At 45.9% G+C, this 18,905-nt stretch carries 13 protein-coding genes, 16 tRNA genes, 1 rRNA gene, 1 pseudogene and 1 riboswitch; of the genes and pseudogenes, 29 read left to right on the top strand and 2 right to left on the bottom strand.

Annotated elements, in window-relative coordinates; translation table 11 throughout:
• Positions 1–85 precede the first annotated feature (85 nt).
• From rrf to thiC, 21 genes and pseudogenes are all read left to right on the top strand, one after another.
• Positions 86–201: ribosomal RNA gene (gene rrf, locus AR442_RS15115) — 5S ribosomal RNA — on the top strand.
• A gap of 9 nt (positions 202–210) precedes the next feature.
• A tRNA-Asn gene (locus AR442_RS15110) sits at positions 211–285 on the top strand.
• 5 nt (positions 286–290) lie between these two features.
• Positions 291–381: transfer RNA gene (locus AR442_RS15105), tRNA-Ser, on the top strand.
• 36 nt (positions 382–417) lie between these two features.
• Positions 418–489: transfer RNA gene (locus AR442_RS15100), tRNA-Glu, on the top strand.
• A gap of 10 nt (positions 490–499) precedes the next feature.
• A tRNA-Val gene (locus AR442_RS15095) sits at positions 500–575 on the top strand.
• A gap of 7 nt (positions 576–582) precedes the next feature.
• Positions 583–659, top strand: a tRNA-Met gene (locus AR442_RS15090).
• A 10-nt stretch (positions 660–669) separates the two neighbouring features.
• Positions 670–746 (top strand) — tRNA-Asp (locus tag AR442_RS15085).
• Positions 747–756: 10 nt separating this feature from the next.
• Positions 757–832 (top strand) — tRNA-Phe (locus AR442_RS15080).
• A gap of 3 nt (positions 833–835) precedes the next feature.
• Positions 836–908: transfer RNA gene (locus AR442_RS15075), tRNA-Thr, on the top strand.
• Positions 909–919: 11 nt separating this feature from the next.
• A tRNA-Tyr gene (locus AR442_RS15070) sits at positions 920–1,004 on the top strand.
• Between the two features lie 10 nt (positions 1,005–1,014).
• Positions 1,015–1,088: transfer RNA gene (locus AR442_RS15065), tRNA-Trp, on the top strand.
• 29 nt (positions 1,089–1,117) lie between these two features.
• Positions 1,118–1,193, top strand: a tRNA-His gene (locus AR442_RS15060).
• Between the two features lie 9 nt (positions 1,194–1,202).
• Positions 1,203–1,274: transfer RNA gene (locus AR442_RS15055), tRNA-Gln, on the top strand.
• A gap of 53 nt (positions 1,275–1,327) precedes the next feature.
• A tRNA-Gly gene (locus AR442_RS15050) sits at positions 1,328–1,402 on the top strand.
• A gap of 6 nt (positions 1,403–1,408) precedes the next feature.
• Positions 1,409–1,479: transfer RNA gene (locus tag AR442_RS15045), tRNA-Cys, on the top strand.
• A 7-nt stretch (positions 1,480–1,486) separates the two neighbouring features.
• Positions 1,487–1,575: transfer RNA gene (locus AR442_RS15040), tRNA-Leu, on the top strand.
• 245 nt (positions 1,576–1,820) lie between these two features.
• Positions 1,821–1,902, top strand: a tRNA-Leu gene (locus tag AR442_RS15035).
• Positions 1,903–2,445: 543 nt separating this feature from the next.
• A complete protein-coding gene (locus AR442_RS15030; protein ID WP_053285094.1) occupies positions 2,446–4,293 on the top strand; it encodes an AIPR family protein in 1,848 nt (615 codons plus the stop codon).
• 321 nt (positions 4,294–4,614) lie between these two features.
• A pseudogene (locus tag AR442_RS15025) lies at positions 4,615–4,911 on the top strand (Na+/H+ antiporter NhaC family protein); the annotation flags it as partial.
• A gap of 84 nt (positions 4,912–4,995) precedes the next feature.
• Positions 4,996–5,694, top strand: coding sequence for a Type 1 glutamine amidotransferase-like domain-containing protein (locus AR442_RS15020; RefSeq protein ID WP_053285092.1), 699 nt, complete (start codon positions 4,996–4,998; stop codon positions 5,692–5,694).
• Between the two features lie 50 nt (positions 5,695–5,744).
• Positions 5,745–5,855, top strand: a riboswitch (TPP riboswitch).
• Between the two features lie 121 nt (positions 5,856–5,976).
• Entirely contained in the window at positions 5,977–7,749 is a 1,773-nt protein-coding gene (thiC, locus tag AR442_RS15015) for a phosphomethylpyrimidine synthase ThiC (protein ID WP_053285091.1), read from the top strand.
• A gap of 40 nt (positions 7,750–7,789) precedes the next feature.
• On the opposite strand, the gene AR442_RS15010 is transcribed toward thiC, so the two are convergent.
• Positions 7,790–9,145, bottom strand: a complete 1,356-nt coding sequence (locus AR442_RS15010) for an FAD-binding oxidoreductase (RefSeq protein ID WP_053285100.1) — start codon at positions 9,143–9,145, stop codon at positions 7,790–7,792.
• 259 nt (positions 9,146–9,404) lie between these two features.
• On the opposite strand from AR442_RS15010, the gene AR442_RS15005 reads away from it, so the two are divergent.
• The 6 genes from AR442_RS15005 to AR442_RS14980 all read left to right on the top strand — a co-directional run bounded on the left by AR442_RS15005 (position 9,405) and on the right by AR442_RS14980 (position 15,192).
• Positions 9,405–9,584 carry an FbpB family small basic protein gene (locus tag AR442_RS15005; protein WP_003155431.1) on the top strand — a complete coding sequence of 60 codons (180 nt, stop codon included), beginning with the start codon at positions 9,405–9,407 and terminating at the stop codon, positions 9,582–9,584.
• A 2-nt stretch (positions 9,585–9,586) separates the two neighbouring features.
• Complete coding sequence (locus AR442_RS15000) at positions 9,587–11,308, top strand: ABC transporter substrate-binding protein (protein WP_053285090.1); 1,722 nt, start codon at positions 9,587–9,589, stop codon at positions 11,306–11,308.
• Between the two features lie 68 nt (positions 11,309–11,376).
• Complete coding sequence (locus tag AR442_RS14995; protein ID WP_053285089.1) at positions 11,377–12,333, top strand: ABC transporter permease; 957 nt, start codon at positions 11,377–11,379, stop codon at positions 12,331–12,333.
• Positions 12,334–12,345: 12 nt separating this feature from the next.
• Entirely contained in the window at positions 12,346–13,251 is a 906-nt protein-coding gene (gene opp4C, locus AR442_RS14990; RefSeq protein WP_017417311.1) for an oligopeptide ABC transporter permease, read from the top strand.
• On the top strand, positions 13,248–14,234 hold the full coding sequence (locus AR442_RS14985) for an ABC transporter ATP-binding protein (RefSeq protein ID WP_053285088.1): 987 nt from the start codon (positions 13,248–13,250) through the stop codon (positions 14,232–14,234). Before opp4C ends, AR442_RS14985 begins: the two co-directional genes overlap by 4 nt.
• The gene (locus tag AR442_RS14980) at positions 14,227–15,192 is read left to right on the top strand and encodes an ABC transporter ATP-binding protein (RefSeq protein WP_021494882.1); all 966 of its coding nucleotides are present in this window, start codon (positions 14,227–14,229) and stop codon (positions 15,190–15,192) included. Before AR442_RS14985 ends, AR442_RS14980 begins: the two co-directional genes overlap by 8 nt.
• Positions 15,193–15,263: 71 nt before the next feature.
• Here the strand turns inward: AR442_RS14980 and katA are convergent, their stop codons facing one another.
• The gene (gene katA / locus AR442_RS14975; protein ID WP_003155420.1) at positions 15,264–16,709 is read right to left on the bottom strand and encodes a catalase KatA; all 1,446 of its coding nucleotides are present in this window, start codon (positions 16,707–16,709) and stop codon (positions 15,264–15,266) included.
• A gap of 257 nt (positions 16,710–16,966) precedes the next feature.
• On the opposite strand from katA, the gene AR442_RS14970 reads away from it, so the two are divergent.
• On the top strand, positions 16,967–17,902 hold the full coding sequence (locus tag AR442_RS14970; protein WP_014417254.1) for an amidohydrolase family protein: 936 nt from the start codon (positions 16,967–16,969) through the stop codon (positions 17,900–17,902).
• Positions 17,903–18,124: 222 nt separating this feature from the next.
• Complete coding sequence (locus tag AR442_RS14960) at positions 18,125–18,892, top strand: ABC transporter ATP-binding protein (RefSeq protein WP_053285086.1); 768 nt, start codon at positions 18,125–18,127, stop codon at positions 18,890–18,892.
• The last annotated feature ends 13 nt before the right edge of the window (positions 18,893–18,905 follow it).

The raw sequence follows: 18,905 nt of genomic DNA, 5'->3' as shown, positions 1-18,905 counted from the left end.
GTTATCTAGTTTTGAGAGAATTTTTTTCAAAAAAACTCTTGCTTTTTCTGAAATACATAGTATAATAATACATGTCACTAAAACGTCTGGTGGCGATAGCGAAGAGGTCACACCCGTTCCCATGCCGAACACGGAAGTTAAGCTCTTCAGCGCCGATGGTAGTCGGGGGTTTCCCCCTGTGAGAGTAGGACGCCGCCAGGCAGACTTCATTCCGCAGTAGCTCAGTGGTAGAGCTATCGGCTGTTAACCGATCGGTCGTAGGTTCGAATCCTACCTGCGGAGCCATTTATGGAGAGCTGTCCGAGTGGCCGAAGGAGCACGATTGGAAATCGTGTAGGCGGTAACCCCGTCTCAAGGGTTCGAATCCCTTGCTCTCCGCCACTAATTATTAATACATAACAAACGAAAAAATACCAGGGCCCGTTGGTCAAGCGGTTAAGACACCGCCCTTTCACGGCGGTAACACGGGTTCGAATCCCGTACGGGTCACTTATATGATGGAGGATTAGCTCAGCTGGGAGAGCATCTGCCTTACAAGCAGAGGGTCGGCGGTTCGAGCCCGTCATTCTCCACCATTATTATCGCGGGGTGGAGCAGTTCGGTAGCTCGTCGGGCTCATAACCCGAAGGTCGCAGGTTCAAATCCTGCCCCCGCAACCAAAAATTAAATGGTCCGGTAGTTCAGTTGGTTAGAATGCCTGCCTGTCACGCAGGAGGTCGCGGGTTCGAGTCCCGTCCGGACCGCCATTTATAAAAAGGCTCGGTAGCTCAGTTGGTAGAGCAACGGACTGAAAATCCGTGTGTCGGCGGTTCGATTCCGTCCCGAGCCACCATTTGCCGGTCTAGCTCAATTGGTAGAGCAACTGACTTGTAATCAGTAGGTTGGGGGTTCAAGTCCTCTGGCCGGCACTCTAAATGATGGAGGGGTAGCGAAGTGGCTAAACGCGGCGGACTGTAAATCCGCTCCCTCAGGGTTCGGCAGTTCGAATCTGCCCCCCTCCACCATTTTATAAATAGGGGCATAGTTTAACGGTAGAACAGAGGTCTCCAAAACCTCCGGTGTGGGTTCGATTCCTACTGCCCCTGCCATTATATTATTTATTCATCTTCAGATTATGGCGGTTGTGGCGAAGTGGTTAACGCACCAGATTGTGGCTCTGGCACTCGTGGGTTCGATTCCCATCAATCGCCCCATATTATCATTGGGCTATAGCCAAGCGGTAAGGCAACGGACTTTGACTCCGTCATGCGTTGGTTCGAATCCAGCTAGCCCAGTTGCATTTTTTAAAAAACAACAGCATAAGATGTATTAAGTTCTTTTACATGTTGCGGAAGTAGTTCAGTGGTAGAACATCACCTTGCCAAGGTGGGGGTCGCGGGTTCGAATCCCGTCTTCCGCTCCAAATTACGGCGGCATAGCCAAGTGGTAAGGCAGAGGTCTGCAAAACCTTTATCCCCGGTTCGAATCCGGGTGTCGCCTTTCTATTGCCGGGGTGGTGGAATTGGCAGACACACAGGACTTAAAATCCTGCGGTAGGTGACTACCGTGCCGGTTCAAGTCCGGCCCTCGGCACCAATTTAACTTTGAACGAACTATGTTAAATTGGTCATCAATTTTCACATTATAAAACATATATGAGAGTGATTTGCATATTGCAGATCACTCTTTTTATATAATAAAAACGTAATGACTATCAATATAAGCTTTTTGCTTGTATCGTATATACTGCATTACCATTTAAAAAACTTTGCTAAAACCGTTGACGTTTTATGAAATACATGTTATATTTATATATGTCGGTTGAACACGACGCATTACATGCCGGTGTGGCGGAATTGGCAGACGCGCACGACTCAAAATCGTGTTCCTTCTGGAGTGCCGGTTCGACCCCGGCCACCGGTATTAATTTTATAAAACGTCAATTACAGAAAAATTAAGTAATATCAACGTTTTTAACGTCTTTCTACAATAATGTAGGAAGGCGTTTTTTCTTGTTTTAATGGCCTTTATTTACACGATAATATAATTTCAAATCGTGTGCACTAATCGTTTTCACAGAGAAAGGGGAATTGTCATGATGGCTAGAAAACACCTTAGTTGAAAAGGGATTGACTATCCTAGAAAGCGAAACAAAGTCATATATAGAATCATTTCAGGAGTCAATAAACTGTGAGTTGCGAAATTTAAGACTACTATAAAATAATATACGAATGAATTTAGTGCTTTTCTGGTAAACTTAAGAGGATCAAAGAATAGATACTCAACTATTAAATCTGTACAACTTTACTCCTGACCACGCAAAGGAAAATGTAATACTGTACATGAAGAATTATAAAGGGAACAGGATAATTACTATCAATACTCTCTTTAAGGGTTTTACGTGCTTTTTCAAAAGATTTAGTGTTAAAATTATCCTGTGAAGTTAATACCTAAGGAGAGATGAGTGTGAGTGTAGGAAAAAAGAACAAATACGACCAAATTTTACAAAATCAAATTGAAGAATCTATAGAAGAGTATCTTACTGAACGTAGCAGTAATGACTCCGTAAGTGTCGGGGACAGTTTTTGTGAGTGGATACTTTATAATATATTCGAGTTAAGAGAAGACGAAGTAGCAGAAGCTAAAGAAATAGGTGGGAAGTTTGATAACGGTTTAGATGCTGTTTTTGAATATAACGGTGAAGTTCACTTATTACAAAGTAAGTATAAGACATCCCACAATATTGACTCCACACAAAGATTTATAGCTGATTGCCAACGAGTATGTATAGAAGAACCAACTACAGAAAGAGATTCTGTAAAAGAAGCATGTAAAAATGTTAGAGAGTCATATCAGAATGATGAGACTATAAATTGTTACTATATTACGAACAACCATATAAGTGATTGGGAAAGAGTGCAAATAAAATCCAACTTAAAACATCTTAGTATGGAATTTAAGAATTTAAATTTCTTCTTACATGATTTAGATGATATTCAGGAAAGTATAGAAATAAAAAAGGGACTGTTACCAAAAGACTTTCGTGAAAAAACATTCAGGTTGAATATAGAAGAGAATTTCTCTACTTTTGAAACGACTGTAGCAAAAGTAAGAGTTAAAGACTTTTCTCAATTTGTTAACGAAGGTGAAAACCTTCTCTTCCATTCAAATATAAGAAACTATCTAAAGAGTACTAAAATTAACAAAGGTATTAAAGATACTATAAGAAATGAACCTGAGAACTTTTGGTATTACAATAATGGGGTTACTGTGGTTTGTGATGAGTACTATGAGACTATGGGGAGTTTAGTAATGAAAGCACCGCAAATAGTTAATGGGTGCCAAACTGCCAAAACTCTGGGGGATTTCTATAAGCACAAGACCAATAAAGAACTCTCTGCTTTAGAATCCAATGGACACTTGCTTGTGAAAGTGATTAAAACTAAACGAAGTGCTGAGGAATCTCAAAAGAAAGAGTTAAGAGACAATATTACAAGGTACACAAATAGCCAAAATGCTGTTAGAGGGCTGGATTTTTATGCTTTAGACAGATTTCAAAATGGCTTAAAAGATCGAATGAAAAATTTGGGTTATTTTTATGAAATACAAAGAGGGGCATTCATAACTTTAGATCGAAAAGAACAAGAGTCCTATAGAGGTAATGATAGTTATAATTATTTGCTTGGAAGTGTTAATAGAAAGAAAAAATACGTTCTGCCTGCGAAAGAAGTAATTCAATCTTTTACAGCTGCTATAAAACTAATGCCGAATGTAGCTTATGGGCGAGCTAACGAATTGACTCCAGTAGGTAGTAGGTGGAAAGATATAATGAATGAAGAAACTAAAGGTCTACCTTTAGAACATTTTCTCTTTCCTTATTTAATTTTAATGTATGCTAAAGAAGAACTAAAATATAAGAGTGGATCAAATGACTTTAGAGTTAATTCAGCATTCCTTTTTATTGCAACATATTATTTACTAATTACAGAAATGGTCAATAAACATGCAGATAAGGAATACGATTCTGCCGACAAAATAAATGTTGAAGTTTTTAAAGATATCTTTAATAATCAGAACCTTAATAAGCAATTGTTACTGATTACTAATAGAACGCTTAGGTCATTCTTTAAAGATTTTTCAATTGAAGAAGCAATAGGAGATAACTTAAGAGGTTTCGTACAAAATAAAATGAAAAAAGGAAGCACCTTCTGGATTATCCTTGAAAGAAAAATTTATCATAATCTAGATGATTTAGAATTTGAGAATATTGAAGTTTATGAAGAGATAAAGGAAATAATTTCAAAAAATATCTGACGTTACAACATTGTCCCTGTAACATAACGCACGAAAATATTCTTTATTAATCTCTGAAGGATATAGGTTAATTAAGTATAAGTCGTGTTAATACAAAATTATTAAATTATTCTAGACTTCAATTATCTGCAGAATTACTTAATACACCTGGAAATTAACGATAATAATATTAGCTCCAGAAGGAACTTTTTTGACTCAAAATCGTGTTCCTTCTGGAGTGCCGGTTCGACCCCGGCCACCGGTATAAAAAGGGTTCTACATATGTAGAAGCTTTTTTTGTTGTATGAAAATATCCTCCAAAGCTTGTGAAAAATGATAAGTCTGCGGCCGGTTATATCCTGTTATATCAGTTCATCTTAGGGAACTTGGGGGCTATTAATGCCGCTCGGCGTAACGCTAGCGGTTCAGTCACATACCAGCTTATTATTAGCGATCGGGGCTGTGTTTGCGAGCGGAACATTTGGAGCGTTTGCTTCTCCTCTCAGTGATAATACGGTGACAACCTGTACGGTGTTGGGGATCGATGTTGTGAAGTATGCCCGTTCGAAGCTTGTTCCGGCGCTTATCGCCGCAGGGATCTCCGTTGTGTTATACGGTGCGTTTTCATTTTTCAGATAACAAATACTTTTTGAAGGCGTTATCCGAAAATGGGATAACGCCTTTTTATGAGCTGTTATACTAGAGAAAAAAAGAGGTGATGACGTGAAGCAGATTATTGCAATGGGCGGCGGAGGCTTTTCCATGGAGCCGGATCATCTTGTGCTGGATCAGTATATTTTAGAGCAGTCGGCGCAGTCAAAGCCGAAAGTTTGTTTTTTGCCGACGGCAAGCGGAGATTCGGAGAATTATATCGGCAGGTTTTATCAGGCCTTTCAAAAGCTGCGGTGTGAGCCGGATCACTTGTCGTTGTTTAAACCGCCGGGTTCTGATCTCAGATCCTTTCTCATGAAGAAAGATATTATATATGTCGGCGGCGGAAATACGCGCAATATGCTTGTCTTATGGAAAGAATGGGGGCTTGACCGTATTCTTCGTGAGGCTTGGGAAAACGGCATCATGTTGGCGGGTCTCAGCGCCGGGGCGATTTGCTGGTATGAAGAAGGATTGACGGATTCAGCTGGAGATTTGAGAGAGTTAAGAGCTTTAGGATTTTTGCCGGGCAGCTTTTGTCCGCACTATGACGGAGAAGCGGGGCGCCGGCCGGTGTATCACCGTCTGATTTCAGAAAAGAAACTCAGGGAGGGCTATGCCGCTGATGACGGCGCTGCGCTTCATTATAAAGACGGTCAGCTGATCCGGGCTGTCTCTTCCCGGGAAACCGCAAAGGGTTATCGGGTTTTTAATACCGAAGAAGGCGTTCGGGAAACAGAGCTTATGACTGTCCCGTTATCTGAATTTTGATAATATGCTTTTTTTTGTACACCAACTTATGTTACGATGAGAGCGAAATCAATAGTTACTGGGGGTGCCCATCTGAGCGGGCTGAGAGAGAAGCGGCGGCTTCTTAACCCTTTGGACCTGATCTGGTTCGTACCAGCGTGGGGAAGTAAAGGTTTTATTATTGTTGAAGAAAACAATAATAGTTTCTTTCTGACTGCAAAACCGGGTTCTTCTTTGAACCCGGTTTTTTTGTGCTGGTGCTGAGCTTGGTTCTGTTATTCAAATGATAAAGGAGAGATTTGTATGCAAAATCAATCAGTACAGCAAGCGAACATTTCCATTATGTCGAGTTTTTCCGGCAGTAAAAAGGTTTATGCAGAAGGTTCTTCGCCCGATATACGAGTGCCGATGCGGGAAATCAGCCTGAGTGCGACTACGGGGGCATTCGGGGAAGAGGAGAATGCGCCGGTCCGTGTTTATGATACGAGCGGGCCGTATACAGACCCGGATGTACAAATTGATATTCATGAAGGGCTGGGGGCGCTCCGCACAAAGTGGATTACCGGGCGCGGAGATGTAGAAGAATATAACGGACGGACCGTGAAGCCTGAAGACAACGGTTATAAAAAAGAGGGCCGTGCCGCCGAATACCCCGGCCTACAGCGAAAACCGCTTCGGGCCAAGCCGGGGAAAAATGTAACACAATTGCATTATGCGAGAAAAGGCATCATTACGCCGGAAATGGAGTTTATCGCAATTCGCGAGCATGTGTCTCCCGAATTTGTCAGGGAAGAGGTGGCGAGCGGACGGGCGATTATTCCTTCTAATGTCAACCACCCGGAAAGCGAGCCGATGATTATCGGCCGGAATTTTCATGTGAAAATTAATGCAAATATCGGCAACTCGGCTGTTACATCTTCTATCGAAGAAGAAGTCGAAAAAATGACGTGGGCGATTCGCTGGGGCGCCGATACGATGATGGACTTATCCACGGGAAAGGACATTCATACGACGCGTGAATGGATTATCCGCAACTGTCCCGTGCCTGTGGGGGCGGTGCCGATTTATCAGGCGCTTGAAAAAGTAAATGGCATTGCCGAGGATTTAACGTGGGACATTTATCGTGACACATTGATTGAGCAGGCGGAGCAGGGCGTGGATTATTTCACCATCCATGCCGGCGTACTGCTTCGTTACGTCCCGTTAACGGCCAAACGCACGACGGGAATCGTATCCCGCGGCGGGGCGATTATGGCGCAATGGTGCCTGGCTCATCATCAGGAAAGCTTTCTGTACACGCATTTTGAAGAAATTTGTGAAATCATGAAGACCTATGATATCGCTTTTTCACTTGGTGACGGGCTTCGCCCCGGTTCGATTGCGGATGCCAATGATGAGGCGCAGTTTGCGGAATTGGAGACTCTCGGAGAATTGACGGAGATCGCGTGGAAGCACGATGTGCAAGTGATGATCGAAGGACCGGGTCATGTGCCGATGCATAAAATTAAGGAAAACATGGACAAGCAGCTGGAAATTTGTAAAGAGGCGCCTTTTTACACGCTCGGGCCATTAACGACGGATATCGCTCCGGGTTATGACCACATTACTTCAGCAATCGGCGCGGCGATGATCGGCTGGTACGGGACGGCGATGCTTTGCTATGTCACGCCGAAGGAGCATTTGGGGCTGCCGAATCGTGATGATGTAAGAGAAGGCGTCATTACGTACAAAATCGCGGCACATGCCGCAGACCTTGCTAAAGGGCATCCGGGTGCACAGATCCGTGACGATGCTCTGTCTAAGGCGCGGTTTGAATTCCGGTGGCTTGATCAATTTCATTTGTCACTTGATCCTGAAAGAGCAATCGAATATCATGATGAAACGCTGCCGGCTGAAGGCGCAAAAACGGCTCACTTCTGTTCGATGTGCGGTCCGAAGTTCTGCAGCATGAGAATTTCTCAGGATATTCGTGATTATGCGAAGGAAAACGGACTTACTGAAGACGAGGCCGTCAATGAAGGGCTGAAAGAAAAAGCAAAAGAGTTTGCGGAGAAGGGAAGCCGCTTATATCAATAAAAGAAAAGATGAAGATGGAGTTTGCCCATCTTCATCTTTTTTAGAAAAACGGTGAACGGCGAAGCGGCGGAATGCTCTGTTCAAATCGGAATATATTTTCCGGATCGTATTTCGTTTTGACTTGACGGAGGCGGTGAACATTTTCTCCGTAATATGTTTGCAGCCAGTTTCTGATTTCTCTATCAGGCCAATTCACGTAATCTCCCATCGTTTCTCTTGATAGGGACGTTCTCAGTCCTTCGATCCAGCGGACATTTTGTCTTTCTTCTTCAGCAGATGTCCAAGTTGTAATATATTCTTGGGCAATGATTGCGTTGCGATAGTAGAATGCCGTTTGGTCCGGAGCGATCCGTCCGGCCGCCCCGCCGAGAGACTGCTGCCAGACACTGGCGTTTTCGTTCGGAGCGTGCTCTAAATAGCGCTTTAAAGTGGAAATCGCGCGTGAAGATAATGGTTTTTCAATAAAGGATCCTGACCGCTTCATCTTTTGCGGCTGATTGCCTCCCGGGCTGTTAAAAAAGGCTGCAGCTTTAATAAATGGCACTGTCTTGACCATGCCGCTTGTCGGTTTTCCCGCTTTCATTAACGGAGCCAGCAGTTCTTTCAGCTCATCCTTTGTCCCGGTAAATTGACCGAGCGCTTCTATGCGGTTGACTTTCTTAGGCCAAAACTGAATTGATGAGGTAAGCCGGTTGTCTGTAAATGGAGCCCAGCGCTGCCATGTGTTAAATACTTTCTCAAAATCATCCCAGCCCCAAGTGACAGAAAAAACAGACACGCACGAGATCGGCACGGCTTTAAACATCATGGATGTGACAATGCCGAAGTTGCCTCCCCCTCCGCCCTGAGACGCCCAAAATAGATCAGAGTGCTTTGAGCGGTTGACTGTGATCAAGTCAGCACCCGCTTTTTCGTCCGCTATGATCATTTCGAGCTGGAGGAGACGATCGCAAGTAAGTCCGGCTGTCCTTGTTAAATATCCGATTCCTCCCCCGAGCGTCAGCCCCGTGATTCCCACATTCGCAATGGTTCCCGCAGGAAGGGTCAAGCCGTACCGCCAGAGTGTCCGGTAGACTTCTCCTAATTCGGCTCCCGCTTCAATCGAGACCAGCCGCGTATCCTCATTTACTCTTATTTTCTTCATTTCACTGAGATCAATGACTAGTCCGTTATTTAACAGGGAAAAATTTTCGTAGCTGTGTCTTCCGCCTCTGATGCGGAAAGGCACATTGTTCTCACGCGCCCATCTCAGCGCATTGAGGGCGTCATGTTTATTTTGACAAAACACAATGATGTCTGGATATCTTTGCAGGCTTAAATTGATATTGGTTCTTGCAGTATTATAGTCCGGGTCATCTTTTTTGACGATGCGACCGGTCAATGTTGTCTTTTCCACATTCTCACTCACTTTCACTTGTACTCTGCTATGTTTTCTAGCATATGCGGAAAAATGAGAGAGTGTATGAGGAAAACCCCCGGAAGGAAACGATATTTTAAATTATAGTTGACAGGTAGGGATTGTATGAATTAACATAATCATTACATATTTCCAAACGATGGCTGATCGGATCACCGAAGGCTCTTATCTTTTAAACAGATAAGGGCCTTTTTTGCGTGAAAGTCATTGAATGAAATGAAAAGCGGAGGGATGAAAAGTGGCGTTAAAAAAGGTATCACATGTGCGCAAAAAGAGCAAAAAACGAAAAAAGTACAGAAAACACACATTGAATTTCGAACTGCTTGTAGAGAAAAACAAACGGGAGATTATGAGAAATGAGGAACAGATGGAGCAGATTTATATAAAGATAGATGAAAAGCATGCGGGGGTTCGATAAAGATGAAGGAGAGAAAATGGAGGATAAAAACAACGGTACTCGCGCTGTCGGTATCCATCATGTTATCAGGGTGCGCGTTAGGGAGTGCCGGAGAAGAACCGTCATCTGCGGCTGATAAAAAGGAAGAAACACGTATCGCCCATGTCAAGACAAAGGAATTTAAAGCTTCTCATCCGGCGGCGATTCCCGCTAAATCGAAAGCCAGAACTGACACTTTTGTTGCTGGGATTTCCGCGCCGGGCGGCGTGTTTCTGCCGTACTTTTACGAAAACGGCTGGGACGGAAATGCGACAGATCCTATTTTTGAACCGTTAGTCAAACTGGATAAAACGGGGAAGCCTGCCCCGGCTCTTGCGGAAAGCTGGAAAATTTCCAAAGATCAACTTACATACACGTTCCGTTTAAGAAAAAATCTCGTTTTCAGCGACGGTTCACCGCTGACCGCAAAGGATGCCGCATTCACTTTAACACTGCTGCATGATCCTGCATACGCGGGCTATGAAGATATCACCACGGCCTATATTAAAGGCGGTAAGGCTTACAAAGAAGGAAAGGCAAAGACGATAGAGGGCATACGCGTCCTTGATGACAGAACCATTCAAATTACGACTGAGAAAGTCAGTGCGAAGTCGCTGCTTCTTTTAGGCGGGCAGGTGCTGTCAGAAGCCTACTACGGGAAGAAATATCAATTCGGCAAACTGGACTATTTAAAAGAGCTTTATGCCAAACCGCTCGGAGCGGGACCTTATCAATTTACAGAATACCTTCCGGGACAGGAAATACGCTATCAGGCTAATGAACACTATTATGCCGGAAAACCGAAAACCGAAAAGCTGATTTATAAAATTATCGATCCGTCAACTTCTCTTCAGCTGTTTGAAACGGGTGACCTTGATTACGCTTCTTTCTCACCTGATGATGATACGGTTCAGCATTTAAAAAGTCTCGGTTTTGCCAATATAAGCGTATCTGTCGTGAATGATTACGGGCTTGTGTACGTCAATCACAAGCGTCCGCCTTTTCAAGATAAGAAAGTGTCCCAGGCGCTTATTTACGGACTTGACCGTCAAAAAATCGTCGATGTCCGCTTTAAACGCTACGGAGAGGTCGCGAATGTTCCGGTGTCTCCGGTTTCGTGGGCTTATGATGACAAAGGTGTCAATCGGTACGCGTTTAACCCTGAAAAAGCCAAAAAGCTTCTCGATGAAGCGGGCTGGAAAACGGGCAAAGACGGTGTGCGTGAAAAAAACGGCAAAAAGCTTGAAATCAGCTATTACACGTCTAAAGCGGATGATGATTTCATCCCGATCGCGAAAGAAAATTACGCGGACATCGGAATCTCATTAAAACCGGAAGTCATGGATTTTAATACAGAAGTAGCGAAAATAAATGACAAACAATACGACCTTGCCGCCGTTTCCACCTCGCAGATTCTTGATCCGAATGACACGGTGGAAAAGCTGGCTTCCGGCCATCCCAATAATGTAACGGGATATTCCAATCCGAAAGCGGACCGGCTGATAGAAAAAGGAGCCGGCACGCTTGATATCAGCAAAAGAAAAGAGATTTATCACAAGCTGTACCGGGAGCTCGGGGAAAACCCGCCTTACATTCTGATTCATTACCGTCAGAGCGCAAGGGCGGTCAGCGGAAAAATAAAAGGGCTTGAGCCTGACAATTATTCTGGAATCAGTTCAAGTCTCTCAAATGTCTCAATTCAATAGAACGGTTGGGCAAAATACCCGGTGCATCCTGGGGATTTTGCCCTTTCAGCGGAAAGGAGGGGCTTTTTGTGAAACGGTATGCTGCAGAACGATTCATTCAAATGCTTGTGATCTTATTCGGTACGTCTTTTATTATTTTTTTCTTATTCGCCATGCTGCCGGGCGACTATATTGATTCCAATGTAAACCTGACTCCTGAAAGAGCGAAGGAGTTAAAAGCGCTTTACGGGCTGGATCAGCCGATTTGGCAGCGCTATGTGACGTGGCTCGGAAATGTGCTCAGCGGAGATTTTGGGTTTTCTTTGAAATATCAGGAGAACGTCCTGTCACTGCTACGGAAATATGTCAGGAATTCGTTTTTTGTCGCGTTTTTGGCGTTGCTTGTCACATGGTCAGCCGCGATGATAACGGGTGTCATATCCGCTGTCAGGAAATACTCATGGTTTGACGGGATCGTGACGTTTCTTGTGTTTGCTTCCATGGCGTTTCCGTCTTTTTTTATCAGCCTTCTGTTTATTAAGTGGTTTGGGGTGGATTTGAAAATATTGCCCGTCGGCGGGATGATTGATACCGGAAGCACGAGTACAGGTTTTTCGTACGTGCTTGAAGCCGCCAGACATATGATTCTTCCGGTCGTGATTTTATCTATGCTCGGCATCGGCTCGCTGACAAGGTATTTCCGCTCCGGCATGCTGGACGTGATCAGACAGGATTATATCAGAACGGCGAGAGCGAAGGGATTGAAAGAGCGCACCGTCATCTGGAAACATGCGTTGAAAAACGCGCTCATTCCGGCCATCACCCTGCTTGCTTTTGAACTGCCGGGACTGTTTTCCGGAGCCATCATTATTGAACAGATTTTCGGGTGGCCGGGTGTCGGACGTATTCAGCTGGAATCTGTGCATTATCGTGATTATCCGGTTTTGATGGCGTTTACCTTGTTTTTGTCTTGTTTAACGATTGTGGGGAACTTCTTGGCGGATATCGCTTATGCCGCGGTTGATCCGCGGGTCAGGCTGAAATAGGGGGTGTTCGGAATGAAAAAACAAAAAGGGGTGCCGCCTTCTCTTTGGAAGCAGACGTACCGCCGCCTGCTGCAGCATAAGCTGACGGTCATCAGTCTTCTTTTCTTATGTTTTATGTTTTTATTGTGCTTTATCGGGCCGTCTTTTTCTCCGTACATAACAGATCGGACGGATATTTCAAATGCCAATCAGCAGCCGGGAATCCATCATTGGCTGGGAACTGACCAGTACGGGAGAGATGTGCTGACGAGGCTGATGCTGGCGGGGCAGATTTCTCTGACCGTGGGGCTTGCTTCAATGGTGATGTCGCTTGTCATCGGTTCTTTACTCGGGGCTGCGGCCGGATTTTATCGGGGAGCCGCTGATATGATCATTATGCGCATCGCTGATATGCTCATGTCCATCCCGGGCCTGCCGCTGCTTTTGATTTTGGCTGCGGTGATGTCGGAGTGGAAAGTGCCTTCTGAATACAGAATGTACCTGATTATGATGATGTTAAGCCTGATCGGATGGCCCGGTTTGGCGCGGCTTGTACGCGGACAGATTTTGTCGCTGAAGGAGCAGCCGTTTATGATGGCCGCGGAAGTTTTGGGGCTTAGTGATAAACGGAAAATCCTCTATCATTTGCTTCCCAATACATTGCCGTTATTACTGGTAGCGGCGACTTTGCATGTGGCGGGAGCGATGCTGAGTGAATCGGCGCTGAGTTTTCTCGGGCTTGGCGTTGCTCCGCCCACACCTTCTTGGGGAAACATGATGGAAGCGGCGAATCATTTTATGGACTTTACACTCCGCCCGTGGCTGTGGATTCCGCCGGGAACGGCCATTTTTCTGACCGTTGTGGCGATTCATCTGCTTGGAGACGGTTTAAGAGACGCTTTTGATCCTAAGGTAAAACGGCAGGTGAAAGTGAAATGAAAAAACCGCTTTTAGAAGTAAGGCATTTGGAAACGGCTTTTTATACAGAGGAGGGGGCGGTAAAGGCTGTGGACGATGTCAGCTTTACGATACATGAGGAGGAAACGGTTTGTATTGTAGGGGAGTCCGGCTGCGGGAAAAGTATGGCGTCATTGTCCATTATGCAGCTTATTCCCGAGACGGGGAGAATCGAACGGGGAGCGGTGCATTTTTCCGGACGGAACCTGTTGGAATTGAAACCAAAAGACATGCAGAAAATCCGCGGCAGCGAAATCGGGATGATATTTCAGGAACCGATGACATCTTTGAATCCGGTGTTTACAATCGGTGAGCAGCTGGCCGAACCGATTCGCGAACATTTGTTGCTGAGTAAGAAAGAAGCATGGCGGAAGGCCGTTGAACTGATCACGTTAGTGGAGATCCCGCATGCCGAGCAGGTTATGCACCGATATCCTCATGAGCTGAGCGGCGGCATGCTGCAGCGCATCATGACGGCTGTCGCGCTAAGCTGCGAACCGAAATTGATCATTGCCGACGAGCCGACGACAGCGCTTGACGTAACCATTCAGGCGCAGATATTGGATTTATTGCGGGATATGAAAAAGCAATTTCGCACGTCTATTTTATTCATTACTCATGACCTTGGCGTGGTTGCCGAAATGGCTGATTATGTGATTGTCATGTATGCGGGAAAAATTGTGGAGGAAGGACCGGTTGCAAAGCTGTTTTCTGATCCGAAGCATCCGTATACGAAAGGGCTGCTCGCGGCCAAGCCGGTTATCGGTCAAAGAAGGGAGATGCTGTACACCATTCCGGGGCAGGTCCCCGAGCTTGCGGACCTGTCGGGATCGTCTTGTTATTTTGCGGAGCGATGTGAACACAGCTCGGAAATATGCCGGAGATCGAGCCCGCATTTTACTGAATTCGGGAAGGGGCATCAGGCGGCGTGCTGGCTTTACAGAGAGGAGAAAGCAGATGAGTGATGCGTTGCTGGAGGTCAAGGGGCTGAAAAAATATTACGAGGAACATGGGGGGATGAGAAAGACCCGCAAAAATCCCGTAAAAGCGGTCGACGGTGTCAGTTTTACGATAGAAAAGGGAGAAGTGTTCGGCTTAGCGGGAGAATCGGGCAGCGGAAAGTCATCAATCGGCAAGACCATTTTGAGGCTTCATGAGAAAACAGGGGGAGAGGTGTTTTTTCAGGGGCGTGATGTGTTTCGGATGAGCCGGCGCGAGCTCAAAACTTTCAGATCAGAAGCGCAGCTCATCTTTCAAGATCCGTTCAGTTCTTTAAATCCCCGGCGCCGGATCGGAGAAGCCATCGGTGAAGCGATGATCGAGCATCAATTGGCGGTGAAGCGGAATGCGCGTGATAAAGCGGCGGAGGTTCTTGAAGCCTGCGGGCTTTCCGCAAACTTTATCGACCGATATCCGCATGAATTTTCCGGAGGGCAGCGTCAGCGGATCGTGATTGCAAGAGCGATGGCGCTTAAGCCGCAATTTATCATTATGGATGAACCTGTGGCGGCGTTAGATGTCTCCATCCAGGCGCAGATGATCAATTTGTTCAGCAGCCTTCAAAAACAGCACGGGCTGTCATATTTGTTCATTTCTCATGATTTAAGCGTGGTGGAGCACTTATGTACGAAGGTCGCCATTATGTATTTAGGGACGATTGTGGAATACGCGTCAAAGGAGGAGCTCTTTTCACGGCCGCTTCACCCTTATACGAAAGCGCTGTTATCAGCCGTGCCTGTTCCTGATCCCGGAGCGAAAAGGGAGCGGATAATTTTAAAGGGTGATATACCGAGCCCCTCTGATCCGCCTTCAGGCTGTAAATTCCGAACGAGATGCCCGGCAGCCAAGAAGATATGTGCTGAGAAAAGTCCGGCGCTGTCAGAAAAAGGGCTTCATCATTTTGCGGCATGCCACTTCGTGTAATTGAGAAAAAAACGGTTTTATTGATAATAAACAGGAAAAACCTGCCGGGCAGACCGGCAGGTTTTTTGATGCTATTTTGGTGATGGCAGTCCGAGTCCTTCGGCAACGCGTCTGCCGTATTCAGGATCAGCTTTGTAGAAGTGGCCGATCTGGCGCAGCTTAATTTCTTCTTTTTCCACAGGTTTCATCGCACTGACGATATTGGCGACAAGACGCGCGCGCTCTTCCTCGCTCATCAGGCGGTACAGGTCGCCGGCCTGTGTGTAATGATCATGATGATTATAGCTTACACTGTCAGCGAAGCCTGATACAGGATATGCCGCCTGTTTATCTTCAGGTGACTCTTTCGGGCCGCCGAAGCTGTTAGGCTCGTAATAGACGGAGCGGCCGCCGTTATCATCAAAACGCATTTGTCCGTCACGCTGATAGTTTTTCACTTCATTGCGGGAACGGTTGATCGGCAGCGCCTGATGGTTCGCGCCGACACGGTAGCGATGCGCGTCATGGTATGCGAACAACCGGCCTTGAAGCATTTTGTCAGGTGAGACGTCGACGCCGGGGACTAATGTGCCGGGAGAGAACGTCGCCTGTTCTACTTCCGCAAAGTAATTTTCCGGATTGCGGTTCAGAACCATGCGGCCGACTTCAATGAGCGGATAGTCTTTTTGAGACCATACTTTTGTGACGTCAAACGGATCAAAGCGATATGTGTTTGCGTCTTCTAACGGCATGATTTGAACATATAATTTCCATGCGGGGAAATCGCCGTTTTCAATCGCATTGAACAAATCTTCCGTATGGTAATCGGGATTTTCGCCCGCGATTTTTGCGGCTGTATTAACATCAAGGTTTTTCACGCCTTGCTCTGTTTTAAAGTGATATTTGATCCAGACGCCTTCGCCTTTATCATTTGTCCATTTAAATGTATGGCTTCCGAATCCGTGCATATGGCGAAGAGTCGCCGGAATGCCCCGGTCTGACATCAGAATGGTTACCTGGTGCAGGGATTCCGGTGACAGAGACCAGAAATCCCAAACGGCCGTCGGGTTTTTCAGATGTGTTCTCGGATCTCTTTTTTGTGTATGGATAAAGTCAGGGAACTTGATGGCATCGCGGATGAAGAACACGGGTGTATTGTTTCCGACGATGTCGTAGTTTCCTTCTTCTGTATAAAACTTAACGGCAAATCCGCGCGGGTCGCGCACTGTGTCACTAGAGCCCAGTTCGCCCGCAACGGTTGAGAAACGGATGAAGAGCGGCGTGCGTTTACCGACTTCTGACAGAAATGCGGCTTTCGTATATTTTGTAACGTCATTTGTGACTTCAAAATAACCGTGTGCGCCCGCGCCTTTTGCGTGAACGACACGCTCCGGAACGCGTTCTCTGTTAAAGTGCGCCAATTTCTCAAGCAGATGGACGTCTTGTATTAAAGCAGGACCGCGATCGCCGGCCGTCATTGAGTTTTGGTTATCTCCGACAGGAGCGCCCCAGCTGGTTGTCAATTTATTTGAACTCATGTGATCACCTCTTTAGATTTATAAAAACATAATATCACCTATCAGTAAAAAGTCAATATTATTTTATAATGATTATAAAATAATTATTTTTATTATCGAAAAAAAGGGTTTGGATTTGAAAGCCTACTTGACTGACGGGAATAATGGGTTTAAGATGAGAAAAAATAGAAACCGCTGACTTGGACACAAGAGGCTCTTATTCTTCACTGGATAAGGGCCTTTTTTTATTGTCAGGCGGTAAGGGAGGCGGCGATTGTATGCTTTTCCGGCAGCATTTTAAACCTGTCGATATTCACGGTCATCTGCCGTACAGCCTTTATTTCGGCAAAAACGATAAGACATTTTCCGATTACAACCGGGAGCGGTCAGAAAGAATGAATCTGACTTGGGATTTTCCTGATCCGCATGATGTTGATGGCGATGACGGCGAAATCGCTTTGATGACAAGATGGGAGAATGAATTAGATAAGTACGGCATTGACGTGCTGAATTTTTTAACAGCAGAGAGCAATGACCGGATGGCGGCGTTTATTCAAGCCAATCCCGCGAGATTTACCGGATTTGCATATCATCCTTTGGAGCGGGAGAATGCGTATGAAGAGCTGAAAAGAGCGGTAGAAGAGCTCGGTCTGAAAGGATATAAACTGTTCGGACCGCTGACAGACATCGATTTTCATGATCCGTCGCTGAAAAAGCTGTGGACGTATCTGGCTGACAAAAAGCTGCCTGTATTAATTCACTTCGGGCTTTTAGGAAGAGCGGGGGGCATTGTCAGCCATCGCAACATCAACCCGCTCTCCATCTATCGCGTCGCGAGAGAGTATGCTGATATCCCGTTCATCATTCCGCATTTCGGCGCCGGATATTATCAGGAACTGCTTCAGCTGTGCTGGAGCTGCCCGAATGTGTATATTGATACGTCCGGCTCAAATCAGTGGATGAGGTGGATGCCGTACCCGCTTGATTTGGAAATTCTGTTTCGAAAGACATCTGAATTAATCGGTGCTGAACGGATCATCTTCGGGACGGATTCGAACGGATTTCCGAGAGGATATGTATACAGATATCTTCAGGAGCAGGTGAGGACCTGCCGGGAAATCAATATGCGGGAAGAAGATATAGAAAACATATTCGGCAACAATGCGCGAACATTATTGAAAATCGCCCGGCAAGAAAAGGAAGTAAACACGTGATACAGCCGATGCGCTCTCTGGCAGGGTTATGCCGGAGAGCGTATTTTAATCCTTATAAAAAATAGTTGACAAGTCGGAATAATTTGAATTAACATGATATTCAAATTTAAAAACAAACGGGTTGCCGATCGGACCGCCGAAGGCTCCCATCTCTGCAAGCAATCGGAGATGGGGGCCTTTTTGTTTTTCGATCGCACGCGGCAGAAAGAGAGGGGAAGACAGATGGCTGTAACCATCAGCATACAAGAAAAAGCTTTTGAGCATGAAGGCCGGAAAACACCGGTGCTGAATGATATTGAGCTGTCAATTGCTTCGGGAGAATTTTTGACTGTCATCGGGCCGAGCGGATGCGGCAAAAGCACGCTTTTAAAATTGATTGCCGGTCTTGATACCGATTATAAAGGCTCTGTCACAATAAACGGCCGCAATGTGTCGGGACCGGGCATCCGGCAGGGATTTATCTTTCAGGAGCACCGGCTGTTTCCCTGGCTGTCGGTAAAACAAAACATCGCTGCCGATCTCAATATGAACGACCCGGCCGTTCGGAAAAAAGTGGATGATCTGATTGAGGTTGTCAGGCTGCAGGGAGCGGAGAACGCTTATCCGCGCGAATTATCCGGCGGCATGTCGCAGCGGGTTGCCATCGCCAGAGCCCTTTTGCGCGAGCCGGAGGTGCTGCTTTTAGATGAACCGTTCGGGGCGCTTGACGCTTTTACGAGAAAACATTTGCAGGATGTGCTGCTTGATATATGGCGCGAGAAAAAAACGACGATGATTCTGGTCACGCATGATATTGATGAATCCGTCTATTTAGGCGATAAGCTGGCGATCCTCAGGGCAAAGCCCGGCCGGCTGCACAGTCTGATGCCGATTCAGCTTCCGCATCCGCGCAATCGGACGTCAGCGGATTTTCAGGCTGTCCGGCAGAAGGTGCTTTCTGAGTTTGAGAAAACGGAAGACCTCCGGTTTGCGGATGGGTCCGGGATATAGAAGGGACGAAGCG

Source organism: Bacillus velezensis, from assembly GCF_001461825.1.
Lineage (GTDB): Bacteria > Bacillota > Bacilli > Bacillales > Bacillaceae > Bacillus > Bacillus velezensis.
Note: the sequence above shows the minus strand (reverse complement) of the source record. Positions and strands in the feature narration are given on the sequence as shown.